General features: G+C 67.1%; 29 protein-coding genes and 1 tRNA gene. 7 read left to right on the top strand and 23 right to left on the bottom strand.

The features are described 5' to 3' along the window. Positions 1-55: 55 nt before the first annotated feature. On the top strand, positions 56-682 hold the full coding sequence (locus ACFY9N_RS03035) for a hypothetical protein (protein ID WP_391476788.1): 627 nt from the start codon (positions 56-58) through the stop codon (positions 680-682). A gap of 74 nt (positions 683-756) precedes the next feature. Next, positions 757-1,032 carry a hypothetical protein gene (locus tag ACFY9N_RS03030; protein ID WP_391476787.1) on the top strand — a complete coding sequence of 92 codons (276 nt, stop codon included), beginning with the start codon at positions 757-759 and terminating at the stop codon, positions 1,030-1,032. Positions 1,033-1,261: 229 nt separating this feature from the next. Here the strand turns inward: ACFY9N_RS03030 and ACFY9N_RS03025 are convergent, their stop codons facing one another. Then, complete coding sequence (locus ACFY9N_RS03025; protein ID WP_391476786.1) at positions 1,262-2,992, bottom strand: L-aspartate oxidase; 1,731 nt, start codon at positions 2,990-2,992, stop codon at positions 1,262-1,264. Positions 2,993-3,063: 71 nt separating this feature from the next. On the opposite strand from ACFY9N_RS03025, the gene ACFY9N_RS03020 reads away from it, so the two are divergent. Then, entirely contained in the window at positions 3,064-4,002 is a 939-nt protein-coding gene (locus ACFY9N_RS03020) for a LysR family transcriptional regulator (protein ID WP_391476785.1), read from the top strand. Positions 4,003-4,058: 56 nt separating this feature from the next. Here ACFY9N_RS03020 and ACFY9N_RS03015 read toward each other — a convergent pair whose 3' ends face one another. The 4 genes from ACFY9N_RS03015 to ACFY9N_RS03000 form a co-directional block, all read right to left on the bottom strand. After that, positions 4,059-5,066 carry a hypothetical protein gene (locus ACFY9N_RS03015; RefSeq protein ID WP_391476784.1) on the bottom strand — a complete coding sequence of 336 codons (1,008 nt, stop codon included), beginning with the start codon at positions 5,064-5,066 and terminating at the stop codon, positions 4,059-4,061. 26 nt (positions 5,067-5,092) lie between these two features. After that, entirely contained in the window at positions 5,093-5,395 is a 303-nt protein-coding gene (locus ACFY9N_RS03010) for a hypothetical protein (protein ID WP_391476783.1), read from the bottom strand. After that, complete coding sequence (locus tag ACFY9N_RS03005; RefSeq protein ID WP_391476782.1) at positions 5,386-5,904, bottom strand: RHS repeat domain-containing protein; 519 nt, start codon at positions 5,902-5,904, stop codon at positions 5,386-5,388. The genes ACFY9N_RS03010 and ACFY9N_RS03005 overlap by 10 nt, the downstream gene beginning before the upstream one ends. An 87-nt stretch (positions 5,905-5,991) precedes the next feature. Beyond that, positions 5,992-6,447, bottom strand: a complete 456-nt coding sequence (locus ACFY9N_RS03000; protein WP_391476781.1) for a hypothetical protein — start codon at positions 6,445-6,447, stop codon at positions 5,992-5,994. Between the two features lie 129 nt (positions 6,448-6,576). Here ACFY9N_RS03000 and ACFY9N_RS02995 point away from each other — a divergent pair, with 129 nt between their 5' ends. Then, a complete protein-coding gene (locus ACFY9N_RS02995; RefSeq protein WP_391476780.1) occupies positions 6,577-7,005 on the top strand; it encodes a hypothetical protein in 429 nt (142 codons plus the stop codon). A 57-nt stretch (positions 7,006-7,062) separates the two neighbouring features. On the opposite strand, the gene ACFY9N_RS02990 is transcribed toward ACFY9N_RS02995, so the two are convergent. Both ACFY9N_RS02990 and ACFY9N_RS02985 read right to left on the bottom strand, forming a co-directional pair. Further along, positions 7,063-7,135 (bottom strand) — tRNA-Arg (locus tag ACFY9N_RS02990). 66 nt (positions 7,136-7,201) lie between these two features. Then, positions 7,202-7,795 carry an asparagine synthase gene (locus tag ACFY9N_RS02985; RefSeq protein WP_391476779.1) on the bottom strand — a complete coding sequence of 198 codons (594 nt, stop codon included), beginning with the start codon at positions 7,793-7,795 and terminating at the stop codon, positions 7,202-7,204. Positions 7,796-7,889: 94 nt separating this feature from the next. Between ACFY9N_RS02985 and ACFY9N_RS02980 the strand changes: the two genes are divergently transcribed. Then, positions 7,890-8,747, top strand: coding sequence for an SDR family NAD(P)-dependent oxidoreductase (locus tag ACFY9N_RS02980; RefSeq protein ID WP_391476778.1), 858 nt, complete (start codon positions 7,890-7,892; stop codon positions 8,745-8,747). Between the two features lie 9 nt (positions 8,748-8,756). Here the strand turns inward: ACFY9N_RS02980 and ACFY9N_RS02975 are convergent, their stop codons facing one another. The 10 genes from ACFY9N_RS02975 to ACFY9N_RS02930 all read right to left on the bottom strand — a co-directional run bounded on the left by ACFY9N_RS02975 (position 8,757) and on the right by ACFY9N_RS02930 (position 20,084). After that, a complete protein-coding gene (locus ACFY9N_RS02975; protein ID WP_391476777.1) occupies positions 8,757-9,611 on the bottom strand; it encodes a hypothetical protein in 855 nt (284 codons plus the stop codon). Positions 9,612-9,622: 11 nt separating this feature from the next. Then, positions 9,623-9,868 (bottom strand): hypothetical protein, encoded by a 246-nt coding sequence (locus ACFY9N_RS02970; protein WP_391476776.1) that lies wholly within the window; start codon positions 9,866-9,868, stop codon positions 9,623-9,625. 335 nt (positions 9,869-10,203) lie between these two features. Next, positions 10,204-10,860: a GntR family transcriptional regulator gene (locus ACFY9N_RS02965; RefSeq protein WP_391476775.1), complete on the bottom strand. Its 657-nt coding sequence runs from the start codon at positions 10,858-10,860 to the stop codon at positions 10,204-10,206. Positions 10,861-10,985: 125 nt separating this feature from the next. Beyond that, entirely contained in the window at positions 10,986-11,624 is a 639-nt protein-coding gene (locus ACFY9N_RS02960; RefSeq protein WP_391476774.1) for an NADPH-dependent F420 reductase, read from the bottom strand. 61 nt (positions 11,625-11,685) lie between these two features. After that, on the bottom strand, positions 11,686-12,138 hold the full coding sequence (gene sufU / locus ACFY9N_RS02955) for a Fe-S cluster assembly sulfur transfer protein SufU (protein WP_391476773.1): 453 nt from the start codon (positions 12,136-12,138) through the stop codon (positions 11,686-11,688). Further along, the gene (locus ACFY9N_RS02950) at positions 12,135-13,442 is read right to left on the bottom strand and encodes a cysteine desulfurase (RefSeq protein ID WP_391476772.1); all 1,308 of its coding nucleotides are present in this window, start codon (positions 13,440-13,442) and stop codon (positions 12,135-12,137) included. The genes sufU and ACFY9N_RS02950 overlap by 4 nt, the downstream gene beginning before the upstream one ends. A gap of 12 nt (positions 13,443-13,454) precedes the next feature. After that, positions 13,455-15,233 carry a malto-oligosyltrehalose trehalohydrolase gene (gene treZ, locus ACFY9N_RS02945; protein ID WP_391476771.1) on the bottom strand — a complete coding sequence of 593 codons (1,779 nt, stop codon included), beginning with the start codon at positions 15,231-15,233 and terminating at the stop codon, positions 13,455-13,457. After that, entirely contained in the window at positions 15,230-17,578 is a 2,349-nt protein-coding gene (gene treY / locus ACFY9N_RS02940) for a malto-oligosyltrehalose synthase (protein WP_391476770.1), read from the bottom strand. Before treY ends, treZ begins: the two co-directional genes overlap by 4 nt. After that, positions 17,575-19,821 (bottom strand): glycogen debranching protein GlgX, encoded by a 2,247-nt coding sequence (gene glgX, locus ACFY9N_RS02935; protein WP_391476769.1) that lies wholly within the window; start codon positions 19,819-19,821, stop codon positions 17,575-17,577. The genes treY and glgX overlap by 4 nt, the downstream gene beginning before the upstream one ends. Beyond that, positions 19,818-20,084 (bottom strand): hypothetical protein, encoded by a 267-nt coding sequence (locus tag ACFY9N_RS02930; protein WP_391476768.1) that lies wholly within the window; start codon positions 20,082-20,084, stop codon positions 19,818-19,820. Before ACFY9N_RS02930 ends, glgX begins: the two co-directional genes overlap by 4 nt. A gap of 170 nt (positions 20,085-20,254) precedes the next feature. Here ACFY9N_RS02930 and ACFY9N_RS02925 point away from each other — a divergent pair, with 170 nt between their 5' ends. Beyond that, positions 20,255-20,626 carry a hypothetical protein gene (locus ACFY9N_RS02925; RefSeq protein ID WP_391476767.1) on the top strand — a complete coding sequence of 124 codons (372 nt, stop codon included), beginning with the start codon at positions 20,255-20,257 and terminating at the stop codon, positions 20,624-20,626. A 104-nt stretch (positions 20,627-20,730) separates the two neighbouring features. On the opposite strand, the gene ACFY9N_RS02920 is transcribed toward ACFY9N_RS02925, so the two are convergent. From ACFY9N_RS02920 to ACFY9N_RS02895, 6 genes are all read right to left on the bottom strand, one after another. Continuing rightward, positions 20,731-20,994 (bottom strand): hypothetical protein, encoded by a 264-nt coding sequence (locus tag ACFY9N_RS02920; protein ID WP_391476766.1) that lies wholly within the window; start codon positions 20,992-20,994, stop codon positions 20,731-20,733. Positions 20,995-21,089: 95 nt separating this feature from the next. After that, a complete protein-coding gene (locus ACFY9N_RS02915) occupies positions 21,090-21,440 on the bottom strand; it encodes a hypothetical protein (protein WP_391476765.1) in 351 nt (116 codons plus the stop codon). Further along, positions 21,437-21,928: a hypothetical protein gene (locus tag ACFY9N_RS02910; protein ID WP_391476764.1), complete on the bottom strand. Its 492-nt coding sequence runs from the start codon at positions 21,926-21,928 to the stop codon at positions 21,437-21,439. The genes ACFY9N_RS02915 and ACFY9N_RS02910 overlap by 4 nt, the downstream gene beginning before the upstream one ends. 265 nt (positions 21,929-22,193) lie before the next feature. After that, positions 22,194-22,751 carry a hypothetical protein gene (locus ACFY9N_RS02905; RefSeq protein WP_391476763.1) on the bottom strand — a complete coding sequence of 186 codons (558 nt, stop codon included), beginning with the start codon at positions 22,749-22,751 and terminating at the stop codon, positions 22,194-22,196. 74 nt (positions 22,752-22,825) lie between these two features. After that, entirely contained in the window at positions 22,826-24,646 is a 1,821-nt protein-coding gene (locus tag ACFY9N_RS02900; protein ID WP_391476762.1) for a hypothetical protein, read from the bottom strand. Positions 24,647-24,747: 101 nt separating this feature from the next. Further along, positions 24,748-25,089, bottom strand: a complete 342-nt coding sequence (locus ACFY9N_RS02895; RefSeq protein ID WP_391476761.1) for a DUF6507 family protein — start codon at positions 25,087-25,089, stop codon at positions 24,748-24,750. Between the two features lie 105 nt (positions 25,090-25,194). On the opposite strand from ACFY9N_RS02895, the gene ACFY9N_RS02890 reads away from it, so the two are divergent. Continuing rightward, positions 25,195-25,842 carry a LysE family translocator gene (locus ACFY9N_RS02890; protein ID WP_391476760.1) on the top strand — a complete coding sequence of 216 codons (648 nt, stop codon included), beginning with the start codon at positions 25,195-25,197 and terminating at the stop codon, positions 25,840-25,842. Positions 25,843-25,852 lie beyond the last annotated feature (10 nt).

The following is a 25,852-nucleotide window of genomic DNA, read 5'->3' as shown; positions in this document are numbered from 1 at the left end:
GGATCGTCGGTTTCGGTTCACCTTCGTTAACCCATCGATTCACTACTGTGAGCGTGTGATTGATGACACCGGAATCCTGATCTTCCTCGGCGTAGGCGTGCTCGTCGTGATCGGTATCGTCGTGTTCGGTGTGCTGAGCTCGAAGCGCAAGAAGAACGCGACCATGCGCACCTTCACCGTGCGCCCGGGCGAGATCGGCTCCCAGCCGTTCCTCGAGAGCAACGACATCGCGCTCGACGACAAGCGCCAGGAAGAGCTCTTCCGTCTCACCTACGAGATCGGCGGCGAGCTGCAGATCCCGTCCGACGACGAGCCCGACGGCCGCACGGTGCGCATCTCCCGGGTCAGCCGCAGCCTGCGCGCCGGGTTCCCCCAGGCGAAGATCGGCATGTCGGCGTACTTCCGCGAGTGGGAGAACAGCGAGTTCCCCGCGCGCTTTCCCGTGCGTGGCGATCACGGCACGACGGCGGTGACAATGGATGCCGCGGGCGTGACGGCCCTCGACGCGAACAGCGGCATCGTCTGGACCTCGCCGTGGTCGGCCCTGCGGTTCTCGAACGGCCCCGACCTGGTGTTGCTCGACAGCGCCGGCAAGACCGTGCGCCTGCACCCGGCGGATGCCCAGCCCGAGATCGAGGAGATCGTCATCAAGTACGGCACGCTCCAGCAGATGCACTTCTGACCGCGCGTCAAGCCCCTTCAGGCGGGGCAGTGGCGACGGCATCCTGAACGTCAGACATCGCGAAGGGAGCGACCATGACGAACAGCACCCCCGAACCCACCGACGATCTCTCGGCTGAGGCGCAGACGCCCACACCCACTCCAGCATCGGATGCCGAGGGCGAAGTGACCACGCCGGATGCGGCCGAGTCGCCCGAAGACGCCGATCCGAGCGAGGTGCCGAGCACCGATCAGCTCGAAGAGCCGAGCACCGAGAAGGATCCCGGCGAGGAGCCGAAGGCCCCGAAGCGCGACGAGCCCGAGCCCGACCACGAAGCGGTCGGCATCGGCGTCGTCGACACGGAGGACTGAGGCTCCTCGGGCGACCCTTCGTCATTTCGTCTCGCTTCGCTCGCTCAACACGGCGCTCGCTTCGCGGTTCCTGAGCGAGGAGCGAAGCGACGAGACGAAGGGCGTTCAGGAACCGAGTCGCGTGTGGAGGCCCTTCGTCTCGCTTCGCTCGCTCAGGAACCGAGTAGTGTGTGCCGCGGACTCAACTGGGTCGCTGAGCCTGTCGAAGCGCCCCACCCCGCAGAAGCCGCTACTCGACGAGCTTGCCCGCCGTGTCGACCTCGCGCATGAGCTCGGCGATCTCCTCGGGGATCTCGGGGATCGACTCACGCGTCACGCCCTCGGTCGGCGACCAGACGAGGTTGACCTGCAGCGTCGGGTCGGTGTCGGGGAAGTCGCTGCGGTTGTGGCATCCGCGGGTCTCCCGACGCTCCAGAGCCGCCTCCATCGTCGCGCGCGCCGCGAGCGCCGAGGCCTTGAGGTCGAAGGCGTGCGCGAGGTCCTGGAACCCGGCGATGTCGGGGTGGATGCCGATGTCTTCCATGCGTCCCTCGATGAGGTCGAGTTCGGCGAGGCCCTGGCGCAGGCCCTCCTCCGAGCGCACGACGCCGGCGTGCTCGGTCATGGTGTTGCGGATCGCGCGCTGAAGGGCGCGCACGTTCTCGCGTCCGTCGGCGGAGAGCAGGTCGTCGATCTCGGCTCGCGCCCGGGCAACAGCATCCGCTGATCGCTTCTGCGCGTCGAGGCCGGCCGCGTGCTCCATCGCGGCCTGCCCGACGATGCGTCCGTAGACGAGCAGTTCGATGAGCGAGTTGCCGCCAAGGCGATTGGCACCGTGCAGACCGCTGGATGCCTCGCCGATCGCGTAGAGCCCGTCGACATCGGTCTGGTGGTCTTCGGGCCGCACCCACACGCCACCCATCGAGTAGTGCGCGGTGGGCGCGATCTCGATCGGGTCGGTCGTGATGTCGAGCATCTGCAGCTCCATCATCGTCTGGTAGACGCGGGGCAGGCGGGTCATGATCGTCTCGCGCGGCAGGTGCGAGACGTCGAGCCAGACGCCGCCGTTCTCGGTGCCGCGCCCCTCTTTGATCTCGGTGTACGCGGCGAGCGCGACGCGGTCGCGGGTCGAGAGTTCCATGCGCTCGGGGTCGTACTTGGGCATGAACCGCTCGCCGAGGGCATTGCGCAGGATGCCGCCTTCGCCGCGGGCGGCCTCGGAGATGAGGGTGCCGGCGGCGTTCTCGGGCTCGATGATGCCGGAGGGGTGGAACTGCACGAGTTCGGGGTCGCGCAGGCGGGCCCCAGCGTCGACGGCGAGGCGGAAGGAGTCTCCGGTGTTCTCGTCGCGGCGCGACGAGGTGCGGCGCCAGATGCGGTTGTGTCCGCCGGCGGCGAGGATGACGGCATCCGCGTGGATCAGGTAGCGCGTGCCGTCGGCCTGGTCGAAGCCGTAGGCGCCGAAGACGACGTTGTCGCGTACGAGCAGGCGCGTGATGTAGACGTTGTCGAGGATGGGCACCTCGAGCTGCTCGGCCTTGCGCACGAGGGTGCGCTGGATCTCGAGTCCGGTGTAGTCGCCGGAGAAAGCCGTGCGGCGGAACGTGTGTGCGCCGAAGAAGCGCTGCGAGATGCGGCCGTCGTCTTCGCGGGCGAAGTCCATGCCCCAGCGCTCCAGATCGCGGATGCCGCGCTCGGCGCCCTGGGTCACGATCTCGACCGTGTGCGGGTTGGCGAGCAGGTAGCTCTCCTTGATGGTGTCGGCGGCGTGCTGCTGCCAGGTGTCGTCGGAGTCCATGGTGCCGAGGGCGGCGTTGATGCCGCCGGCGGCGAGGGAGGTGTGCGCGTCTTGACGGGGGCGTTTGCCGACGGCGAGCACGTCGATGCCGTGCTCGGCGACCTCGATCGCCGCGCGCAGCCCGGATCCGCCGGTGCCGATGACGAGGATCGTGGTGGAGATCTGACGTTCGCGAGTACTCATGCCTTCGACGCTAGTTAGGTCACCCTAATAACTCCAATGCATAGTTTCTCTTCGAACCATGTAGGTACGCTATGAACATGAACCTCGAGCAGCTGCGCGGATTCGTCGAGGTCGCTCGCCTCGGACACTTCACCCGGGCATCCGAATCGCTGCACCTCGCGCAGCCGTCGTTGAGCCGTCAGATCTCGACGCTCGAACGCGAACTCGGCGCCGAACTCTTCCATCGCGCACGCGGGCACATCGCCCTGACCTCCGCCGGCGAGACCCTGCTCCCCCGCGCGCAGCGCATGCTCGCCGAGGCCGAGGCGATCAAAGAGGAGATGGGCGAGCTGGCCGGCATCCGTCGCGGCCGTGTGCGCCTCGGCGCCCCGCCCACCCTCTGCATGAGTCTCGTCGCCGAGGCGCTCGCGGCGTTCCACGTCGCCCATCCCGGCGTCGAGCTGCAGCTCGGCGAGGCCGGATCGCGCGCGCTCGTCGAGCAGGTCGCCGTCGGCGCGGTCGACATGGCGCTCATCACCGAGTCGGCCGGGCCGCCGCCCGCGGGCGTCAGCCTGACGCGGATGCCGCTGCTCGCCGAAGAGCTCGTTGTCGTGTCGTCGGCGGCGCAGCCGCCCGTGTCGACGGCATCCGCCATCGGGCTCGACGAACTCGCGACCCTGCCGCTCATCGTCTTCGACGAGACCTACGAACTGCGCGCGACGACGGATGCCGCGTTCCGCAGCGAAGGCCTCGAACCCGTGCCGGTGCTCGCCGGAGCCGAGATGGACGCCGTGCTGCGCTTCGTCGAGCGCGGCCTCGGCGTCGCAGTGGTGCCCGCCATGGTGCTGCTCGACCGGCCCGAGCTGCGCTCGATGCGGCTGTCGCACCCCATGATGACCCGCACCGTGAGCCTCGCCCACCGCTCGGACGTGACGCCGGCGATCGCCGTGTCGGCCATGCGCAAGGTGATCGTCGCGACCGCAGTCGAGGTCGCCCGGCGGGACCCGGCGATCACGAGTCTGGTGGAGTAAGGCTCACGCGCTCTCGTCGAGAGACGCCGCCGCGCGAGACCAAACGTCTTCGCGCGCTACGCCTTCGCGAGGTTCTGCGTCATCAGCGCGAAGATCGTCGGCGAGATCAGCCGTGCCGGGACGATCTGGGGCACTCCGTTGATCGTCATCGTGACGACCAGTCCTCGCTGCTTCAGGTGGGAGATCTGCGTCCACCGCGTCTGGGACTTCGCAGAAGCATCCGCGAATTCGACCCCGGCATCGGTGACCCTGACGCTGTACCGGCTGCCGACCACCCACGACGACCGGACGTTACGGGCGTTGACGATGAGCAGTGCAGCGTCGAGTCCCCAGAACAGAAGTGATCCGGCGGCAAGGAGCCATCCGGCGACGCCCGGACCGTGGAGGAGGGCGGCGACCGCGGCCGCGATGAGTCCCCCGCCAAGAACGCCGAGGACGCACACGATGGGCGCCGACTGCACCCATACCCCGTGACGGATCGCACGAAGGTCGTCAGTGGTGAGAAGGATGCTCCGGCTGCCCGGCTCGTCTCTCTCGCTTTCTCCGCCACCGCTGGGAAGGTCGGGCGTCGCGTGCCGCAGGCGAGCACCCCCGTGCCCCGCTTCGATGCGCGACAAGATCGTCTCGAATGCCTCCGGGCTCACCATCCGACCGGGGATCGCGAGGCGCGTTCCCGACATCCGGAACAACACGGCGCCGCCGGAGCGCTTCACATCGGTGAGCTGCCGCCAATCGAACTGCGATGTCCCTCCGTGCCCTTCGAGCTCCATCGCGTGCTGGGTGACGGAGATCGCGCTCGTCGATCCGACGGGCATCGAGACCCTGATGCGTCGGTGGCTGCCGACCATGACGAGCACGAAGATGAGGAGCGTCACAGCGCAGATCGTCGAGACCAGCCACAGCGGCCGGTCGATGAAGTCGTTCAGCACCGCGATGAAGACGCCGAGCGCGACGCCCGCGATCGCCACGGTCGCGATCACCGTCTTCCACGTTGCACCGAAGAGAGCCCAGACCACCGCCCGTTGGTCGTACTTCGCGACGACGATCGAATTCCCTTCACCCATGTCTTCTTTTCTACCCGTTGCAGGAGTCACCATCGACCCAGAACGCCCTCTTCCGCGGTCGGCGACACCGACGGCGGAACCTCGACCGCGACGACACGGCGAACGAACATCCATGCCAGACCGACGACGATGAAGAGCAGACTCCCCATCGCCATGAGCATCAGCACGCCACGCGCCCATCCGCCGATCTGCTCTTCGTCGACGACGCCCCACAGCCAGAGCGTGGCGCCGCCGAGCGATGCGGCGATCACCCCGCTCATGAAAAGCTGCCAGGGCACTCCGGTCTTGCGCACCATCACGCGAACCAGCACGCACACGGTCACGCCCACGACAACCGAGCAACCGTCATCGCCGTATTCGAGGCCGAGCGGCACGGACTGCTCGTACGCCGGTTCTCCCCACTCCACACGAACTCAAGCTCATCGATGTGCTTGTCGCCACTCCCCTTGGCAACATCCACCGCGACGAGCAGCACCGCTTCCGGTCCGTCGCCGCGCACACCGGTCGGATCCCGCAACAGATCCGTCACGCCGTGCTGGGCGCTATCGGTTGCGACCGGCGTCAGCCCATCCCACGTCGTCGACGTCGTGTCCGACCCGAAGGCCGTGGCATCCGTCACCGACGTGCGACGATCCAACCCGTAGTACGTGTACGACGTCGACCGGCCCTCGGTCTGCGTCGACAACAACCGCCCCGCCGGGTCATGACCAAACGACGCCTGCGCGCCGTTCACCGTCTGCGACGACCGGTTGCCCGCACCATCGAACGTGTACGACGCAGACCCCGCATTCGCACCCGTCGTCGTAGTCGACGTCAGCTGACCGGCCTCGTCGAACACCGCCGTCAGCTTGCTGTTCCCCGCCTCTGCGCCGTTGACGTTCCAGGAGGTGCGGTTGCCCGCCTTGTCGTAGCCCTATTTGCTCTCTCAGCGACGAGAGAAGGTGAGCTCAACAGGCTCTCCCGTCAAATCGAGCGTGACACTCAACGAGTTGTCGCCCAGAACAGGGGACGCATTCAAGGTTACGATCGAGCAGTCTCCCGATGGGTCGCCGTAGAGATTGATCGCGCGTCCGGTGATGTCGTCGACCGACCAACTTCCTTCGAAGCGGACCGTGCGTTCCCAAGTGACGTCGGCCACTCTGGAGGGCCACGGAGCATTCGAACATCCGAGATTCTCTGGCCATCGAGGAGCGGTGAAGCCACCGTCGGCGTCGACGCGGATCTCGATACTGTGCCCTTCAGATTCGAAGCGCCAGCTGCCCGCCACGTCGGCAGCCCCTAGGCTCCTTCCCAGATTCAGCATTGCCGCAACTCCACACGCGGCGAGCAGGACAAACGCGAACGCAGACACGATCACCACAGCTTTCGCGCGACGGCTCACCACGTCACCTCCTCCGTCCAAACATAACTCTGCTGAACCGTCGAGAACGGCCCGCTCGGCCCCGGGATGCCGTTCCAGAACTCGTATGTGCCGATGCCTCGGACCATAGACCCGAGTGTCGTGTCATTTGTGGCCGTGAAAGTCACACGGGCGCTATTCGGGCCAGTGGAGACAGCATGGCTCATCGCCGCATACGGCGGTCTCCGGCTCTCTGAATGGCGCGCGCTACGTCGCAGCGACCTCGCTCTGATCGATGGCAGGTACCGCGTCCTGGTGACCCGGCAGGCGCAGTACGTCACCGGTCAGGGCTGGGTCGTCGGCCCACCGAAGAGCGCGAAGGGCGTTCGATCCGTGACCCTCCCCACCTGGATGACCGACGTCATCGACGCCCACATGGCCGAGCGTGTCGGAGAGTTCGCGGAGTCCCTTCTGTTCGCACCGAAGGGCACCAGCGAGTTCATCCACGACTCAGCGTTCAACGGGCAAACAGGGGCTCAGAATCGGCCGCTTTTCGGCGACGGAATGCCCGTGGAATGCCCGCCCTGGCCGGAATGCTGAGGCGAAAAGAAGAAGACCCGGCCTGGAATTTCTTCCTGACCGGGTCTTTGCGTGATGTGCGCCCGAAGGGACTCGAACCCCTAACCTTCTGATCCGTAGTCAGATGCTCTATCCATTGAGCTACGGGCGCCCGGCCCGCTCAGCGGGCCGTGGAATAGCCTACATGAGACTCGACGCGAAAGCGAAACGAGGCCCCTCAGGCCGACTCGACCGCTCGCTCGTCGGCCTCGTCCTGCCTCTTCTTGCGCTTCGCCTTGGCGCGCTGCAGCGACGACAACGCCTGCAGATCGACGAGACGCAGCGCCTGCATCCGCGCCTCACGCATGCGGGAGTAGTCGGGATCCTGATCGGGACGCATGCCCTCGACACGCAACCGGCGATCGAGGTTGTGCCGCACGTCCGACCACGCACCTTCGCGCGCCTCTTCGACCATCGCGCCGAGCTGTTCGGGGTCATCCATCATCTCGCGCAGCTTCGCGGCGACCCCGCTCGACTGCTTCGCCCGCCGCCGCAGGTTGCGCACGTCGCGGTCGCGGTAGTCGTGGGTGCCGCGCGGGTCGGAGTGCCGGCCCCGCGCACGCTTGCGCAGGGCCGTGACGTTCTCGGCCGCCGCCTCGGACTCCTCGGCCATCGCGCGCAGCGCCTCACGGGCATCGGCGATGTACTTCTCGGTGTCGAAGATCCCGTCCTCGGCGATCGTTCCGACGAGGATGTGGTTCTTGATCGCGAGGCGCGCCGCAGCGGTCGCGATCGCGACGCCTTCGGCGATGGCATCCGCTGTTCGTCCCACCGGAACCTCCTCCCTTCGAGCGTACCCGTATCGCCCGCGCCGAACCTCGGACACAATGGGGGAAAACCGCTCGTCTCGCCCTCGAGGAGTATGCATGCGGCCACTGACATTGCCCGGGAGTACGACGGTGATCACCGGCGCTGCCAGCGGCATGGGCGCCGAGGTCGCCCGCCAACTCCACGCTGCCGGAGCCCACCTCGCCCTGATCGATCACAACGCCGATGCACTGCAGGCCCTCTCGACGGAGCTCGCCGGCCCGCGCAACCCGAGCGCGCCACCGGTCACCATCCACGTAGTCGACCTGCGCGACGACGACGCGGTCCTCGCGACGGCATCCGACATCACCGCCGCACACCCGACGATCAACGCCCTCATCACCTGCGCCGGATCGTCGATGCTCGGCGACATCGACCAGCTCACGATGGAGGAGATGCGCTGGCTCACCGACGTGAACCTCTGGGGCACGGTCTCGATCACGAAGGCTCTTCTCCCGGCACTCCGAACCGCACCCGCCGCCCACATCACACATCTCGCGAGCGTCTACGCCCTCGCCGCCCCGGCCGGCCGCATCCCGTACGCGGTGAGCAAGTATGCCGTGCGCGGGTTCTCGGAGGCCCTGCGGCACGAGCTCGACGGCAGCACGGTGTCGGTCGGCGCGGTGTATCCGGCGGGAGTGCGCACGGGCATCATCCTGCATGGTCGCTACGCGGCGGCGATCCCCCCGGCCGTCGCCGACCGCGCCGCCGCCGCGCAGGCCGCGATGTACCACACCGAACCCGCCGACGCCGCGGCGCGCATCGTGCGCGCGACCGTGCATCGACGCGCGCGCACGATGATCGGCCGCGAGGCACGGCTCATCGACGTGCTCACGCGCCTCTTCCCCACGGGGTACTGGCGGTTCCTGCGAGGTCCGCTGCGCGAGGCCATCGACACGACCACGCCGATCGCCTGAACCGGCGTCTCAGCGCACCGCGCCGATCCAGATGCCCGAGGCCCACGCCTGCTGATCGCCGGTGCATCCGACATCTCCCGGGTACCCGCGCACGACGGCCATGCAGTTCGCCAGGAACTCCGGATCACCCCCGAACAACGACTGGTAGGACCCCGAGGCGTTGAGCGCGCCCCACACCTGGAACTGGTAGATGTGCGCGAGCTCGTGTGCCATGGCCCACTGCAAGCGGCCGGTGCTCCAGCTCGCGATGTCGGCGCGGTACTTGATGTAGCCGCCGCTGTTCGCGCAGGCGGGGGCCGTACCGCCCGCGCACGACGACGACTCGTAGAGGCCGACGCCCGCCCCGCCCACCTGGTCGAGAGCGGCGCGCACGCGCGCATATCCGTCGGGTCCGCTCGTGCTCCACGCCGGACCTGCGGGGCCCGCGGCGGCGATCTGCGCCGCCTGCCACCCGGCGACCTCCTCGCCCACCTTCTCGGTGAGAGCGTGCACGGTCGCGGTGGCCGCGACGACCACAGCGGGGTCCGACCGCTCGGCGAGCACGGTCTTCTGCGCATCCAGAGCGGATGCCCGGTGCGCCGCTGTGTCGACCTTGCCGTCCGCTCCCTCCAACGCCGTCGACAGTGCGGCGACCTCATCGACGAAGGCCGGGCGCACCTCGAGCACCGCGTCGCGCTCGGCGGCATCCTCCTCGGCGCGTTCGACGGCCCCCTCGAGATAGGCGGTGCGTGCGGCGGAGGCATCCGCCTGTTCGGTCACGGCGATCAGTTCGGCAGCGGTTGCGGCCCGCTCGGCCTCGAGGGCGGTAGCTCGATCGACCGCGGCACCACCCACGAGGATCGCGGCGGCGATCGTCACAGCCATCGCGCGCCGGATCACTGCATGAACCCCGCGGTGTCGGTGAGCGCGGCATCCTGCTCGGCGATCTGCGAGCGCAGGGCCGTGAGTTGCGCGGCGAGGCTCAGGTTCTCGTCGCCGATGTCGTCGAGGCGCTCGGTGGCCTGCTCGACGCGCTCGTGCAACTGGGCGACTTCGGCCGCACGCTGCTGATCGGCGAGCACGACGACCGTCGCTCCCCCGATCACCAACAGACCCCCGACGACGACGGCTACGCCTCGCATACCGCTCCCCAGAGAACGCGAACACACCCAACAGGCTCAATATAGCGGTGTGCCGGGCCCATGTGAGGGCGATGTGCGGCGGTCGCGCCGTCGACGCGGTTCACAACTCCGGAGATATCACGCCGACCCCGTCGATCAGCCTCGAATTCGGGCCCTCGGCCGGATTTCTCCGGAGTTGTGCACGCCCTCGGCCGCAGGCCCGGCGCGTCGGTGGCACTAACTCAGGAAGATCGCCGCCCCGCGGGGCTGGAACGACGATGAAACCGATGACAGAGCGAGATCTTCCTGAGTTGGGTACGCCAGGCTGCAGGCTCCCACCTCGAGCGACCCCGACCTCAGGCCTCGACGCCGCCCGCCAACCGCTGCTCGGCCGCGAGACGCCCGCTCGCGAGGTGCTGCGGGATCAGCGACCGCAGGGCATCGGAATCACGTGCCGCCATCGCCTCGTAGATGATGCGGTGCTCCTCGGCCATGGCCACGAGGTCGTCGTGCTGGCCGAACAGCCACTGCAGCCGTGTGAGGAAGACGCTGATGAGCTCGTTGAGCATGTCGTTGCCGGCGAGATAGGCCGCGATCTCGTGGAACTCGCCCGCCGCGATCCGCGCTCCTTCGGCATCGCCCGCGAGCGCCGCCGCCATCTCCCGCTCGTACACGAGCCGCATGCGCTCGATGCCGTCTTCATCGTGGCGCTCGGCGGCGAACACGAAGATCAGGGTCTCGATCGCCTCACGCACCTCGGCGAAGTCCTGGATGTCCTGGTGCGTGAACTCGCGCACCACGGCCCACGTTCGCGGCCGGGCGACGACGACGCCCTCCGCGACGAGAGCCCGGATGGCTTCGCGCACCGGCAGACGCGACACATCGAGCTCCGCGGCGATGTCGCGCTCGACGAGGCGCGATCCCGGGGCACGCCGACCCAGCACGATGTCATCGCGCAGTATGCGCGTCACGCGCACCGACTCCAGTTCGCCGGTAGCCCCCGCCCCCGTCATTCCGGCAGTCTCCCACTCGGGGACCCGATTCGCCAACTTTGGTATCCCACCGTAATAATATGCACCCGCATGAAAAGAGGACGGATGCCGCAGCATCCGCCCTCTTCGGTGAAATCGATCTCTGCTCAGGGCAGGCGATTCGCCTTCGCCAGGTTCGCCTCGAGCTCGGCCGCGTTCTGCCGAACGACGTAGGCCGGACGGTCGCGCTCGACGCGCCACGACTCACTGAGCGGACCGATGTTCACGGTGTCGAAGCCGATCTCGTCGTAGAACTTCGTGAGGAAAGCGACGGCCTCCTCATCGCCCGCGGTCGCGAGGGCGCGCCGGTCCGGAGTGCCGGCCGGAGTGCCGTCGGTCGTGATGTCCGCGGCGTAGATGTGGTTGAACGCCTTGGCGATGCGCGAGGTGGGCAGGTGCGCCTGCACGATCTCGGACGTCGTCGTCTCGCCCTTGTCGAGCGCCGCGATGTGGCCGTCGCGCTCGAAGTAGTAGTTGTTCGTGTCGAGCACGATCTTGCCGGCGAGCGGTTCGACCGGCACGTCACCGATCGCCTTGAGCGGCACCGTCACCACGACGACGTCTCCCGCCTCGCCCGCTTCGACAGCGGTCGCCGCCTTCGCCTTCGGACCCAGCTCGTCGATGAGATCCGTGAGGGTCTCGGGTCCGCGCGAGTTCGCGATCACGACGTCGTAGCCGGTGGCGACGGCCGCACGTGCGACCTGGGCGCCGATGTTTCCTGCACCGATGATTCCGATAGTGGTCATGCAGGGGCCAACGCCCACCACCCGTGGGTATTCCGATGAGTCGCCGGATGACGGCGACGGATCAGGAAGCCAGCGTCGACTTCTGCAGCGCGTCCTCCGCGGCGACCCACGCGAGCATCGCGCACTTCACGCGCGCGACGTACTTCGACACTCCCCCGAGTGCCGCGGCATCGCCGAGCAGCTCCTCGTCGGGCTCGATCTTGCCGCGCGAGCGCATCGCCTCGCGGAACGCCGAGATGCGCACCTCGAGGTCATCGACCGAGAGACCCTCGGCGAGTTCGGCGAGCAGCGAGGCGGATGCCTGCGAGATCGCGCAGCCGTGTCCCTCCCAGGCGATCGCCTCGACCGAACCGTCGGCCCCGCGGTGCACCTGCAGGGTGACCTCGTCGCCGCAGGTTGGATTGACCTGGTGCGACTGCGCGAGGATCTCGCCGCGCAGTCCGAAGCCGTGCGGGGTGCGCGAGTGGTCGAGGATGAGCTCCTGGTACAGGTTCTGCAGGTCGCCGGACGTCATGAGCGTGCTCCGAAGAAGTCGATGGCCGCGGCGACGCCGTCGATCACGGCATCCACCTCGGCGTCGGTCGTGTAGAGGTAGGTGCTCGCCCGGGTCGACGAGGTCACGCCCAGGCGGCGATGCAGCGGCTGGGCGCAGTGGTGCCCGACGCGCACGGCGATGCCCCGGTCGTCGAGGAACTGGCCGACGTCGTGCGAATGGATGCCGGTGACGTCGAAGCTCGCGAGCCCCACGCGCGGCAGCGCGATGCCCGCACCGAGCACCCGCACACCCTCGATCGCACCGAGCCCGTCGAGCAGTCGCGCCCCGAGCTGCGCCTCATGCGCGGCGATCCGCGGCATCCCGACCTCGGTCAGGTAGTCGACGGCCGCGGCGAGCGCGATCGCCTGAGAGACCCGCTGGGTGCCGGCCTCGAAGCGCTGGGGCGGCGCCATGTACTCGGCCTCGGTGGTGGTGACGGTGGTGATCATCGACCCGCCGGTGAGGAACGGCGGCATGATCTCGAGCAGTTCGCGGCGGCCGTAGAGCGCGCCGACGCCGGTGGGCCCGAGCATCTTGTGACCGGAGAGCACGGCGAAGTCGACGTCGAGGGCGCGCACGTCGAGCGGCAGGTGCGGTGCCGACTGGCAGGCGTCGAGCATCACGAGTGCGCCGACCTCGCGGGCGCGCGCGATCACCTGCTCGACGGGGTTGATCACGCCGAGCACGTTCGAGACGTGGGTGACGGCGACGAGCTTCGCGCGCTCGGTGATGTGTTCGGCGAGCGCGTCGAGGCGCAGTGCACCGTCGTCGTCGAGCGGGATCACGCGCAGGGTCGCGCCGGTGCGCGCGGCGAGCTCCTGCCACGGGATGAGGTTGGCGTGGTGCTCCATCTCGGTCGTCACGATCTCGTCGCCCGCCCGCAGCCGCAGGGACTCGGCCGCCGCTCCCCCGCGCCCGATCGACGCGTTCGAGAGCGAGTAGGCGACGAGGTTCAGCGCCTCGGTGGCGTTCGAGGTCCAGACGATCTCGTCGTCGTCGGCGCCGATGAAGCGGGCGACGGTGGCCCGCGCGTCTTCGAAGAGCTCGGTGGCCTCGGCCGCGAGGGTGTGCGCACCGCGGTGCACGGCGGAGTTGAAGCGGCTCGCGAAATCGCGCTCGGCGTCGAGCACGGCGAACGGACGCTGCGAGGTCGCTCCCGAGTCGAGATAGGCGAGCGGATGCCCGTTCACCTCGCTCGAGAGGATCGGGAAGTCGGCGCGGAGACGTCGCACCTCGTCGTCGCTCAGCGGGGTGGCCGGGGCGGTGACGGACGCAGTGCTCATCCTTCTAGCTTCTCACCCCGAGACGGCCTCCGGGCCCTCGGCAGGGGCGACGACGGCTGCGGAATCCGCCGCGAGAGTGATCGAGCCGTCAGCGATGCCCGCCTCCGCCGTCGCGAGCAGCACCTCGCCGCCCGCCTCGAAGGTCGCAGGCTCCGGCGACAGATTCACGAGCACCGACAGCGCGCCGCGGTCGATCCGATAGACCCGGGCGTCGGGCGCGTTTCCGGCCGAATCCGCGCTCACCTCGACCGTGACGCGATTGCGGGTCATGTCGGGATCGGTGAGCTCGGGCCGCGCACGGCGCAGCGCGATGAGCTCGCGGTACAGCGCCCGCAGGCGGGAGTGCACCGGCCGGTCGAGCTCGGACCAGTCGAGGTGCGAACGCTCGAACGTCGCCGGATCCTGCGGATCGGGCACCTGGTCGGGGTCCCAGCCCATGCGCGCGAACTCGGCGATGCGCCCCTCGGCGGTCGCCTTCCCGAGCTCCGGCTCGGGGTGCGAGGTGAAGAACTGCCAGGGGGTGGATGCTCCCCACTCCTCACCCATGAAGAGCATCGGCGTGCCCGGCGCGGTGAGGGTGAGCACGGCCGCGACCGCGAGCCGCTCCGGCGACAGCGTCTGCGAGAGCCGGTCGCCCGCCGCACGGTTGCCGATCTGGTCGTGATCCTGGGCGAACGTCACCAGTCGCCACGACGGAACCTCATCCGGCAGAGGCCGACCGTGCGGACGCCCGCGGAACGACGAATACGTTCCGTCGTGGAAGAAGCCGCCGCGGGTGACCTTGGCGACGGCATCCGCTGCGGCGAAGTCCTCGTAGTACCCCGCCGTCTCGCCGGTCAGGGCCACGTGCATGGCGTGATGCCAGTCGTCGGACCACTGCGCCGTGAGGCCGTAACCACCCGCCTCGCGGGGGAGGATGAGGGTCGGGTCGTTGAGATCCGACTCGGCGATCAACGTCAGCGGGCGCTGCTGGTGGGCCGACAGCGCGTCGACCCGTTCGGCCAGCTCCTGCAGGATGTGCACGGGCTGCTCGTCGTGCAGCGCGTGCACGGCGTCGAGACGGAGGCCGTCAACGTGCATGTCGCGCAACCACATCAGCGCGTTCTCGATGATGTACTCGCGCACGGCGGGCTCGTCGAGGTTCACCGAATCGCCCCAGGTGTTGCGCTGGCCGTCGCGCAGGTACTCGCCGAACTCGGGCAGATAGTTACCGCTCGGACCGAGGTGGTTGTAGACGACGTCCTGGATCACGGCGAGACCCCGGGCGTGGGCGGCATCCACCAAACGCTGGTAGCCGGCGGGACCGCCGTACTGCTCGTGCACGGCGTACCAGAGCACGCCGTCGTAGCCCCAGTTGTGGGTGCCGTTGAAGGCGTTGACCGGCAGAAGCTCGACGTGCGTGACGCCGAGGTCGACGAGGTGGTCGAGCCGCCCGATCAGCGCGTCGAAGGTGCCGCCGGGGGTGAACGTTCCGACGTGCAGCTCGTAGATCAGACCGCCGGCGAGCGGACGCCCGGTCCACGCGGCATCCGTCCAGGCGAAGGTCGCCGGGTCGAACGCCGCCGACGCGCCGTGCACTCCGTCGGGCTGGCGGCGCGAGCGCGGATCCGGCCGCAGCTGGTCGCTGTCGCCCAGCAGGAACCCGTACTTCTCTCCCTCGGACAACACCGCATCCGATCGCCACCACCCGTCGGCGGTCGCGGTCATCTCGGTGTCGGATGCCGTGGCCCCGGCATCCGTCAGCCGCCGCAGGCGAATGCGCTGCGCCCGCGGCGCCCAGACCTCGATCATCTCTCCTCCATCAGCAGCGCCACCGGGTAGGTGTCGAGCAGGTCGGCCAAGCGCACCGGGCCGGGGTCGACGCGACGCCCGGTGAGCACATCGGTCGCCGCCCGGTCGGGGCGCATCAGCACCGTGTCGCCCCAGCCACCGCGCCGAGCCAGCGCGACCGGCAGCCGGGTCGCGACGACGGTCACGCGTCCGCGGTCGACCGCGACGGCGTGAGCAAATGCTGCGCCCACCACCTCCGCCGCGCGATACCGCGTGAAAGACTCCGAGTGGTCGCGGCGCAGCCGCAGGGCGCGCGAGGTGACCAGCATCTTCGCCAGTCCCGTGCCGTCGATCGCCGGGAGGAGCCCGTGCGCCACGTCGGTGTCGAGTGCGCCGAGGAGCTGCGCGTTCGCGGCGAAATCGACCGGACGCCGGTTGTCTGGGTCGACGAGCGACAGGTCCCACAGCTCGCTGCCCTGATAGACGTCGGGCACGCCGGGACCGGTGAGCTGGAGCAGCTTGGCCGACAGCGAGTTGGACCGGCCGAAACCGGCGATCTCGGCGACGAAGTCCTCGATGGTCGCGCGGGCAGCGCCGTTCGCGGCATCCGCGATGGCGATGACTCCCCGCTCGAACTCCTCGTCCGGGTGCTGCCAGGTCGTGGATTCGGCCGCTTCGCGCGCCGCTTTGAGGCCGTAGTCGCGCAGGCGTTCCGAGGTGATGGGCCACGCGCCGACCGCCGCCTGCCAGAGCAGGGAGTCGAGGGGGCCGTGGCCGGTCGATGCGATCGCACGGAGTTCGGTGAGCACCTCGGCCCATCGTTGCGGCACCTCAGCGAGCACCGACAGCCGTGCCCGCACGTCTTCGGAGCGCTTGGTGTCGTGCGTCGAGAGCGTCGTCATCGAGTTCGGCCAGGCGGCGAGACGGTTTTGCTGCGCGGCGTGGAACTCCTCCACGGTCACCGCCGCGATCGACGGGTCGCCGCCGACCTCGGTGAGGGTGCCGAGGCGCGTGAAGCGGTAGAACGCCGTGTCTTCCACGCCCTTCGCCATCACCGCACCGCTCACCTGCGGCAGCCGTTCGGCGACTTCGAGCGCGGGGTCGGCGAGCAGCGGGGCGAGTTCGGCGATCGCGGCCGCCAGATCGGGACGGCGAGCGGATGCCTCGGCGAGCGCCTGTTCCAGATGCTCGCGGCCCGCGGGAAGGTACGACCGGTACACCGGGAAACAGGCCACGATCTCGGCGAGCGCGTCCTCGGCGTCGACGACACCGAACGGCAGAGCGTGCACGAGTCGACGCACCTCTGATCGCAGGATCGTGTCGGCGACCAGCCGCTTGGTCCGGTGCGTGAGGTCGTGCCAGCTCGCGCCGTCCGGCAGGCCGGTGTCGGCGCGCAGTCGGGCGTCGAGCGCGTCGAGCGCGCCGACGCCGTCAGGGTCGATGAGCACCCGGTCGATTTCGCCGAGGGCGTCGTACCCGGTGGTGCCGTCGGTGCGCCACCAGTCGGGCAAGGCCTCACCGGGTTCGAGGATCTTCTCCACCAGCGTGTACGCCCCGCCCGTTGCATCCGACAGCTTCTCGAGGTACCCGCCCGGGTCGGCGAGGCCGTCGGGGTGGTCGACGCGTAGGCCGTCGGCGAGACCGTCGGTGATCCAGCGCACGATCTCGCGGTGCGACTCGCGGAAGACGTCGTCGAGCTGCACGCGGATGCCGGCGAGCTCCGACACCGCGAAGAATCTGCGGTAGTTCAGCTCGGTGTTCTGGTCTTCCCAGAACCGCAGCTCGTAGTTCTGCGCGGCGAGCAGGGCCGGCAGGTCATCGGCGAGCGCGGCGGTGCCGGGGGCCAGCGGGAGGATGTGCTCGAAGTAGGAGAGCGTGCCGTCGGGGGCATCCGCCTGCGGCGTCGGGTCGACCACCAGGTCGCCTGCCGCGAGCACCTCCTCGGGCTGCGCGCCGAGAATCGGCAACCGCACACGCCCGTCGCTCTGCCGCGCGTCGATGTCGAAGGCGACGGCGTGGCGCGATGCGCGCCCCAGACGCAGCACGTCCCACCACCAGGGGTTCGCGCGCGGCACCGAGACGCCCATGTGGTTGGGGACGGTATCGATCAGGATGCCGAGGTCGTGGGCGCGCGCGGCGGCCGCGAAACGCTCGAGCCCTTCGGCGCCGCCGCGACTCGGGTCGATGCGGGAGGGATCGACGACGTCGTAGCCGTGGTCCGAGCCGGGTGTCGCCGCCAGGATCGGCGAGAGATAGACCCAGTCCGCCCCCAGCGAGGCGAGGTACGGGGTGAGTTCCGCGGCGTCGTCGAGCGTGAGGCGCGAGGTGATCTGCAGGCGATACGTCGAGACCGGGCGGCGGGTCATCCGCGGTCCTCACCGGTGGTGTCGGTCGCGGTCTCGGTCGTGGCGCCCGTCGTCGCGCCGGAATCGGATGCCTCGGCGTGCTCGCTCTGGATGCGCAGCGACGCCTCGACCGAGTCGTCGAGATCGATCTCGGCCTCGGGACGCTCACGCAGCACCAGCAAGGACTGCGCCTCGAGGGTGAGATCGTCGCGGGGCCGCAGGGCCGCGCCCTCGACGGTCTGCCCCGCCGTGTCGACGACGACCTCCCAGCCCTTCGCGAGGCGCGCATGCGGCAGCACGGCGTCGACCGCGGCATCCCCGCTATTGAAGTAGACGAGGAAGTTGACGTCGGTGACGGGGCGTCCGCGCACGTCCTTCTCGCGGATGCCCGAGCCGTTGAGGAACATCCCGACCGACAACCCGAAGCCGGAGTCCCAGTCCTCGGGCTTCATCGGGCGCCCGTCGGGGCGCAGCCAGACCACGTCGGGCACGCGCCCGCCGTCCTCGTCGCGCACGGGGCGGCCGTCGAAGAAGCGGCTGCGCCGGAACGTCGGATGCTCGTGCCGCAGTCGCGCCACCGCCGCGGTGAACTCGATGAGAGGCCCGTCGGCGGCATCCCAATCGACCCAGGTGATCTCGTTGTCCTGCGCGTAGCCGTTGTTGTTGCCGCCCTGCGTGCGCCCGAGTTCGTCGCCGTGCGCGATCATCGGCACGCCCTGCGAGAGCAGGAGCGTGGCGAGGAAGTTGCGCTGCTGGCGCGCCCGGCGTCGGTTGATCTCGGCGTCGTCGGTCGGCCCCTCGGCGCCGTTGTTGTCGGAGCGGTTGTGCGATTCGCCGTCGTTGTTGTCTTCGCCGTTGGCTTCGTTGTGCTTCTCGTTGTACGAGACGAGGTCGCGCAGGGTGAAGCCGTCGTGGGCGGTGACGAAATTGATCGAGGCGACGGGGCGACGACCGGAGTGCTCGTAGAGGTCGGCCGAACCGGTCAGGCGCGAGGCGAACTCCCCCAGGGCCTGCGGCTCACCGCGCCAAAAATCGCGCACGGTGTCGCGATACTTGCCGTTCCACTCGGTCCACTGCGGCGGGAAGTTGCCGACCTGGTAACCGCCGGGGCCGACATCCCACGGCTCGGCGATCAGCTTCACCTGCGACACGATCGGGTCCTGCTGCACGAGCTCGAAGAACGCCGCCAGCCGGTCGACGTCGTAGAACTCGCGGGCGAGGGTCGAGGCGAGGTCGAAGCGGAAGCCGTCGACGTGCATCTCGGTGACCCAGTAGCGCAGCGAATCCATGATCAGCTGCAGAGCATGTGGGCTGCCGGCGTTGAGGCTGTTGCCCGTGCCCGTGTAGTCGGTGTAGTATCGCTTGTCCTCTTCGAGCCGATAGTAGGCCTGGTTGTCGATGCCGCGCATCGAGAGCATCGGCCCCATGTGGTTGCCCTCGGCGGTGTGGTTGTAGACCACGTCGAGGATGACCTCGATGCCGGCCGCGTGCAGGGCGCGCACCATCGCTTTGAACTCCTGCACCTGCTGGCCCTGCTGACCGTTCGACGCGTACTCATTGTGCGGCGCGAGGAAGGCCAGGGTGTTGTAGCCCCAGTAGTTGGAGAGGCCCTTGTCCTGGAGCACCGAGTCGTTCACGAACTGGTGCACCGGCATGAGCTCGATCGCTGTGACGCCCAGGCGGGTGAGGTGGTCGATGATGGCCGGGTGCGCGATACCGGCGTAGGTGCCGCGCAGGTCTTCGGGAACGTCCGGATGTTGGATCGTGAGGCCCTTCACGTGGGCCTCGTAGATCACGGTCTGCGCGTAGGGCGTCTTGAGCAGACGGTCGCCCGCCCAGTCGAAGAACGGGTTGATGACCACGCCCTTCGCCATGTCGGCCGCGGAGTCCTCGTCATTGCGGGAGTCTGGGTCACCGAAGTCGTAACCGAACAGCGACTGGCCCCAGGCGATGTCGCCTGCGACCGCTTTGGCGTAGGGGTCGAGGAGAAGTTTGTTCGGGTTGAAGCGCTGGCCCTCGGCCGGATCGTAGGGACCGTGCACGCGGTAACCATAGAGCTGCCCCGGTTGCACGGCGGGAAGGTAGCCGTGCCAGACGAAGGCATCGACCTCAGTCAGCTCGATGCACTCCTCGTTGCCCTCGGCATCGAAGAGACACAGCTCGACCTTCTCGGCGCACTCGCTGAACAGGGCGAAGTTCGTGCCCTGTCCGTCGTAGGTCGCTCCCAGGGGGTATGGCGTACCCGGCCAGATTTCGAGGCTCATCCGGTGATCTTAGGTGCTGCAGATGTCGCGGCGATCTCGACGATGCGCACGGCGTGGTGGAAGTCGTGCACCTGCGCGACCTCGACGGCGCGGGGATACGGGTGGCCGACGTAGCAGACGAACACCGGGGCGACGGCTTCGACGTAGCCGATAGGCCCGTCGTGCAGCACGACGTATCGCTCGAGGTCGACGCGCTCGTACGACGGCTCGGGCTGGCCCGCATCCGTGTCGGAGCCATCTGGTGTGCGGGTTCGTGCAGTCATGACGGGCTCCAGTGTTCGTGTGTGTACTGCTGAATATAAGGAGCGCGGATGAATCGGAGAATGCCATTGCCAGACCGATATGCCAACGGCTAGCATCATGGATTTCGTTGTGGGGGTGGGGTCTGTGGATAACTCCCGGGCCGTCCCGCGATCGCTGGCACACTTTCTCGGTGACCAGCGAAACCCCCTCTGAGATGCCGTCCGCTTCGACACCGCTCGACCCTTTCGCGGGAATGCGCGGACGTCCTCCGGTCGCCCGGCACGTCAATCCCGCGCGGAGCGCATCCATCCTGGGGCTCTGGGTTGCCCTCAGCCCCGTGCTTCTCTTGGCGGCGGGCTTCGTCGCGCTCCTCATCCCGGTCATCGGACTTTCAGGCTTGCTGTTCTGGTGGGTCCTGGCCACCCACTGGTGGGTGTGGACGCTCGGTGGTCTGATCTCGATCATCTTCGGTGTGAAGCGGTGTAGCCCCGGCGGCATCGTAGGAGGAGCGATCGGGCTCATCGAATCTGGAGTGATGTTCTCCGTGTGGCTGGGTATGTAGGCAGCGGAGATCGGTTGACCGCGACGTGTGCGTGTTTCGATCAGTTCAAGGGACGGACGGGTCCGCTGCCGAGCGCTAACGCTCCGCCACGAAGGACGAACTGGTCATGACCAGCCCCAGGGGTGTTCGAGCATGTAGAGGAGAAGGACAGGGCCGAGCGCGGCGATAGCGAGTGCGCCGAACGCGCCGAAGATCTTCGTGGGGAGCGAGCCGAACCGCGTCCGGAAGTGCACGTTCTTGTAGATGAACGCGGCGAGCACGACCGAGACACCGTACTGCAGGTACTGCCATATCGGCACGAAGTTCAGGTACACGGACCAGACCGTCCAGAGCGGGAATGCCAGCCACAGGCAGAATGCCGCGAGCATCGAGCCCCATGCCGCAGACCTTGCTCGGTCTCGTTGCGCCGTGTTCGCGACATAGGGCTGCGCGGAACCGGGCTGTTCGGGTTCGGTTGCCTCGTTCATAGGCCAGGCAAGTGCGAGCAGATCATACCGAGCACTAACGATTCGAGCATTCCGAGAGCGCCGTACAGCGCCACCTGACGATTGCCCCACAGCGCGAGGAACAGCACGAACAAGGAAGCCAGACCGACGATCCACCATGCCAGCGAGAAGTACAGGAAGGTCGAGATGCCGATGATGCCGACAACCGGCACGGCCATGATCAAGAACGAGAGACCGGTGACGACCAGCGGCGTGAACACCACGATCGCGCCGAAAGTCTCGGCTTTGTCGCGCTTGGTCTTCGGCATCGGCGGCAGTGCTGACGTGTTCTCTGGATTCACGAGCGAGCGCACTCTCTCGTCGCTCACGATCCAGGCTTCGGCGTCGACATGCCGAACTTTGGCGTCTCGGTCGGGTGCTCCGTCGGCGGGAAAGTGTTGCCCGAGAATCCATCGGGGAACATCAACTCGTCCAACTCTTCAATGTCACCGGGCTCACATGCGCCTGTGGCTCTTACGCTGATTCCATCCGCTACTTTCCCAGTCGAAATCTTCACCAGCAGATCGTCGATATGGGCCGCAGGCTTCGAAGCCTCAATCGTCGCCGTACCTAGACCGGTTGGGTAAGACCGATTCACGATTCCTCTCCAGTCCTTTTCTTCGAGCCACCTCACGATGTCATCGGCCTGAGCTCGAATGCTCTCCCTCGGTAGACGCCACTCAGCCCCTAGCGGGGTAGCGCGGTGAAGATTGAAGCGATAGCCGCTCCCGCACGAAGCCGCAATGTCTCCGTACTCGACCACGTCCCATTCGCCATTGAAGATGTGCAACTGAAGCGACGAGATCTCTGCCTTCATCGCGGCGTTTACTTTATGAGCTTCTGCGTACAGGTCATCGCTCGCGTTGGCACAACCGGATGACGAAAGAAGCACGGTTATCGTCACAACGACGAGAGCTAAGACTCGCACCTTCGTCCGCCTCGTCAGCTCTGCGGACCTGTCTCGGAACATGCGCACTGGGACAGTGTGCCCGAGAACGATCGACGCCCACAGAAGTTATCCACAGGTGGTGAGTATGGACATCCCACCTTGGCGATTCCAGACTCACCCCACACCGAAATCGTCATGGTCCAGGCGTCGGCGTGGCCATGCCGAACTTCGGCTCCGCCGACGGATGCTCTCGCCCAATGACCTCGTACTCAAAGAGGTTGTCCGGGAACATCAGTTCCCTAAGCTCCCAACGATCTCCGTCCTCGCATGTGCTCGTGGCACGGATCGTCACGATGTCGTTCTCCACGCCGCTGGAGATCATGACGAGTAGGTCTTCGACGTAACTCGAGCGCTTCTCGGCCTCGACGGTGACGGTGGACACGCCCGTCGAGTATGCCTGCCGGGTGACGCTCGTCCAGCCGCGACTTTCGAGCCACTCCATCAGTTCGTCTGCCATGTCCTGAGCACTTGGCGCCGACATCCGCCAATCGCTGTCGAGCGGCGTACCGCGCTGAACGTAGAAGTTATAGCCGTTAGATCCGCAACTATTCGGCACATCGCCGTACTCTCCTACAGTCCACTCGCCGTCAAAGATGTGTAACTGCAGGTCAGCCACTTGTTGCTTCATCGTGAGGTTGGTCTCACGAGCATGCTCGTAAAGAGAGAAGCCCGTCGGGGCACAACCGGTCATGGGGAATACTCCTCCTATCAAGACAAGTGCGAGTGCCACCCGCGCACGGCGTCGATCTCGTCGTCTTGCCTTTCTCACTGGCGCTCCTCGGCACGCTCGGCGAAATCGGCGACTGCTTGCAGCATCGATTCAGAGCGCGGGTCCAGATACCCGACGCTGTCATCGGGAATGAGCCCGAGATGCCAATAGGGCGATCTATGAATGCGATAGAGGATTTCCGCCGAGGGGCCTGCGTTGTGGCCCTGCGTCGCGACTCCCCTCACCTCCTGCCCATCCACTGTGAGGTAGTCCTCAACCACGCCACCGTGCGCCCCGATCTCTTCGACCCCTTCGACAGTCTTCGGGTCAACGGGATGCATCGAAAGATCGGTTCGACCCATCCACGCGATCGGATCGAGTCCAGAAGAAGCAGCGGAAACGGAGACAGTGCCATCCGCGATCTGAGTCTCAAGCAACCTCGCCGAGACCTCGGTGATGCCCGCCGACCCGAATAGCGTGAGGTGATCGAAGATTCCGGGGTTGTGCGTCTGATTCGTCGTGGTCATGGTCGTACCAAGCGAATGAGCCCAGCCCTCTTGCCACGCCTCTGGGTTCACGAAGCGCATTCCAGCAACTAGGGCCGCTTCTCGATCCGCGCCCAGAATCGGTCTGTTCATTCCCTGGACCGTGTTCCATTCGCCGGAATCCCACTCCATGAAAAGGACGACAGCCGTCGATGGATCGATTCCGCGAAGCCGGAGTTGCTCGTTAGTCATACCCGCGAGATCACTTGCGATCGTCCCCCACTCGTCCATCGCCCCAAAGTCGGTCGCGATGCCGTGAGTCACGGTGATGATTTGGTCAGCAGCGTCAAGGTCTCCGACGAAAAGCGATCCGCGGACTTGGCCATCCGCGTCAAGGAACAGGGAGAGAACTCGGGAGCCTTTTGTCGTCTCATCAAGAAGGAGATTGAGCTTTGTGCGCTGATCGTCGGTGAGACTCGGGTCGCCGAGCAGACGTTGAAGTTCTTGTGCGCCGAAGCTTGCGCGCGTCGTAGCGGGTATCCCGTTGAGGTTGCCGATTGATGCCGGGGCACGGTGCCACAGCGCCGCGAGGGGGCCCGTTACCCACGCGCCGGTGGGATCCTGCGTCGATCGCGACTGAAGCCGGTCGTAGAGTGCCTTCGCCTCCGCCGGGGGGATGAATCCGACGGTCGCGAAGAACTCAGGATGAGAACTTAGCCAATCCGTCAGATCCTTATCAGTCGCGGAAGCGAACCATTCGATACGTTCCGCTGTCGCGCGGGCGATCGCGAGGCCGAAATAATCATCGAGCGACACCGATCTTGGGGCCTGCCCTGGACCAGCTGACGGAACCGGCGGGAAAAGGCCCCACGCCGTCTGCGACGTGGTCACCCGGCTTCCGTCACGACGAGTGACCTCATCGCCGCCGGATATCTTCCGAATTTGATCTGCGAGGTCTTGCTCTGCCTGCGCCAGGTCGCGATGGAAAAGGTCAACGGCGAGAGCGAGGCGCGCGGCCTCTTCGTCGAGCAGACCAAGATTCACTTTCGCTGTATCGTAGGCATCCGTTTCGGGGTGATTACGCCCGTTGATGGTCGGATCGTTCTCTGGATCAGCCACGTACTTCGCGATCTCCTCGTCGAGGATGAGTGAGTGCGACCGGTGGCGATCGTTCAAGTTTTGAATAGTGCCCTGGAGTTCTGCGCGTGTCTGCTCCAGCTTGGCGAACGTTTCCCCCGCGGCGTTGACCAGCGCCGACTTCACTTGCGTCATCGCCTCTGCGAAATCCTTTGCAGAGGCCAGCGGCTCCTCAAGCGCGCTCGAGGGGCTACCGTCAGGGATGATGGTCAACGCACCGTCGATCGCGGACCACATAGTAGTCACAGCTTCCATGTGTCCCGCTACCGAGACGCCAAGGGAGTCAGAGTCGGTTCCGAGAGTCGACATCGCCGCTGAGGACGGAACGTCCCGGAGCGTGTGTGCCACGAATGCGCTCATTTGCTGTCCGCCGATTCGAAGAGTTCGGGATGGCTCCCCCGCCACTCCTGCGCCATCGCTTCGTCGCCTGCGACGATCGCGAGCGTACCCTCGATAACCGAGGCCGCCGCCGACGTCACGGCATCGATCAGCATCCCGGGCACCAGCGAGCGAGCCTCCAGAAACTCGTCCCAGGCATTCGCTATCTCTGCCCGACCGCTCGCCATGAGGTCTGTCCGTCGTTCTGCGAGCGTCTGAGCCGTCTTGACGTCCTGCCCCAGTGGCTCCCCCGCAACGTCCACGTTCTGCAGCACCACCGACACCTGTTCGGGCGATACCGACCATCCATCATCAACCATTCGAACCTCCGATCTCGACAGCGAGATTACGACAAATTCGCCCCATGTGAAGACACATAAACCGCATCTGTGGAAAGCATGCCAATATGCCTTTAAGATCGGCTCATGTTCGCTCCCGAGACGCTGCTCGCGTTCGTCGTCGCAGCCTTCGTGATGGTCGTGATCCCCGGCCCGACCGTGCTCTTCACGATCGGTCGATCGATCGCACTCGGCCGCGTCGGCGGGTTCCTCAGCATCCTCGGCACCGCCGTCGGATCGATCGTGCTGGTGCTCGCCGTCGCGCTCGGCGTCGGCACCGTAATCGCGCAATCGGCGATCCTCTTCACGATCGTGAAGGTGCTCGGCGCCGGTTACCTGGTGTTCCTCGGCATCCAGGCGATCCGCCACCGACACGACGCAGCGGCGACGGCATCCGCTCCCGCCGCACGGAAGTCCGGAACCCGGCTACTCTTCGAGGGCTTCGTCGTCGGGCTCACCAACCCGAAGTCGATCGCCTTCTTCCTCGCGATCCTCCCCCAGTTCGTCGACCTGCACGCAGGCTCCGTCCCCCTGCAGCTCTTCGTGCTCGGCGTCATCGTCGTCGCCATCGGCGTCAGCTGCGACGCGATCTGGGTGCTGCTCGCGAGCGCCGCACGCGACTGGTTCGGCCGCTCACCGCGCCGCCTCTCGACCATGTCGGCTACCGGCGGCGGCATGATGATCGGGCTCGGAGCATTCCTGCTGGTGTGGAGCGAGAAGCCCGCCAGCACCTGAGTCCGGGCGG

This window comes from Microbacterium sp. NPDC008134 (genome assembly GCF_042957055.1).
Lineage (GTDB): Bacteria > Actinomycetota > Actinomycetes > Actinomycetales > Microbacteriaceae > Microbacterium.
The sequence above is the reverse complement of the archived record's forward strand: the minus strand, read 5'-3'. Positions and strand labels throughout refer to the sequence as shown.

Coding starts and splice junctions, on each gene's coding strand:
- ACFY9N_RS03015 (WP_391476784.1), bottom strand. CDS start 5,066: ATGGGTGAAGGGAATTCGATCGTCGTCGCGAAGTACGACCAACGGGCG.
- ACFY9N_RS02910 (WP_391476764.1), bottom strand. CDS start 21,928: ATGAAGGCAGAGATCTCGTCGCTTCAGTTGCACATCTTCAATGGCGAA.
- ACFY9N_RS03020 (WP_391476785.1), top strand. CDS start 3,064: ATGAACATGAACCTCGAGCAGCTGCGCGGATTCGTCGAGGTCGCTCGC.
- ACFY9N_RS02905 (WP_391476763.1), bottom strand. CDS start 22,751: ATGACCGGTTGTGCCCCGACGGGCTTCTCTCTTTACGAGCATGCTCGT.
- treY (WP_391476770.1), bottom strand. CDS start 17,578: ATGACCCGCCGCCCGGTCTCGACGTATCGCCTGCAGATCACCTCGCGC.
- ACFY9N_RS03025 (WP_391476786.1), bottom strand. CDS start 2,992: ATGAGTACTCGCGAACGTCAGATCTCCACCACGATCCTCGTCATCGGC.
- ACFY9N_RS02930 (WP_391476768.1), bottom strand. CDS start 20,084: ATGACTGCACGAACCCGCACACCAGATGGCTCCGACACGGATGCGGGC.
- sufU (WP_391476773.1), bottom strand. CDS start 12,138: ATGACGTCCGGCGACCTGCAGAACCTGTACCAGGAGCTCATCCTCGAC.
- ACFY9N_RS02920 (WP_391476766.1), bottom strand. CDS start 20,994: ATGCTCGCGGCATTCTGCCTGTGGCTGGCATTCCCGCTCTGGACGGTC.
- glgX (WP_391476769.1), bottom strand. CDS start 19,821: ATGAGCCTCGAAATCTGGCCGGGTACGCCATACCCCCTGGGAGCGACC.
- ACFY9N_RS02970 (WP_391476776.1), bottom strand. CDS start 9,868: ATGCGAGGCGTAGCCGTCGTCGTCGGGGGTCTGTTGGTGATCGGGGGA.
- ACFY9N_RS02975 (WP_391476777.1), bottom strand. CDS start 9,611: ATGGCTGTGACGATCGCCGCCGCGATCCTCGTGGGTGGTGCCGCGGTC.
- ACFY9N_RS02895 (WP_391476761.1), bottom strand. CDS start 25,089: ATGGTTGATGATGGATGGTCGGTATCGCCCGAACAGGTGTCGGTGGTG.
- ACFY9N_RS02900 (WP_391476762.1), bottom strand. CDS start 24,646: ATGGAAGCTGTGACTACTATGTGGTCCGCGATCGACGGTGCGTTGACC.
- treZ (WP_391476771.1), bottom strand. CDS start 15,233: ATGATCGAGGTCTGGGCGCCGCGGGCGCAGCGCATTCGCCTGCGGCGG.
- ACFY9N_RS02980 (WP_391476778.1), top strand. CDS start 7,890: ATGCGGCCACTGACATTGCCCGGGAGTACGACGGTGATCACCGGCGCT.
- ACFY9N_RS02890 (WP_391476760.1), top strand. CDS start 25,195: ATGTTCGCTCCCGAGACGCTGCTCGCGTTCGTCGTCGCAGCCTTCGTG.
- ACFY9N_RS03030 (WP_391476787.1), top strand. CDS start 757: ATGACGAACAGCACCCCCGAACCCACCGACGATCTCTCGGCTGAGGCG.
- ACFY9N_RS02965 (WP_391476775.1), bottom strand. CDS start 10,860: ATGACGGGGGCGGGGGCTACCGGCGAACTGGAGTCGGTGCGCGTGACG.
- ACFY9N_RS02960 (WP_391476774.1), bottom strand. CDS start 11,624: ATGACCACTATCGGAATCATCGGTGCAGGAAACATCGGCGCCCAGGTC.
- ACFY9N_RS02950 (WP_391476772.1), bottom strand. CDS start 13,442: ATGAGCACTGCGTCCGTCACCGCCCCGGCCACCCCGCTGAGCGACGAC.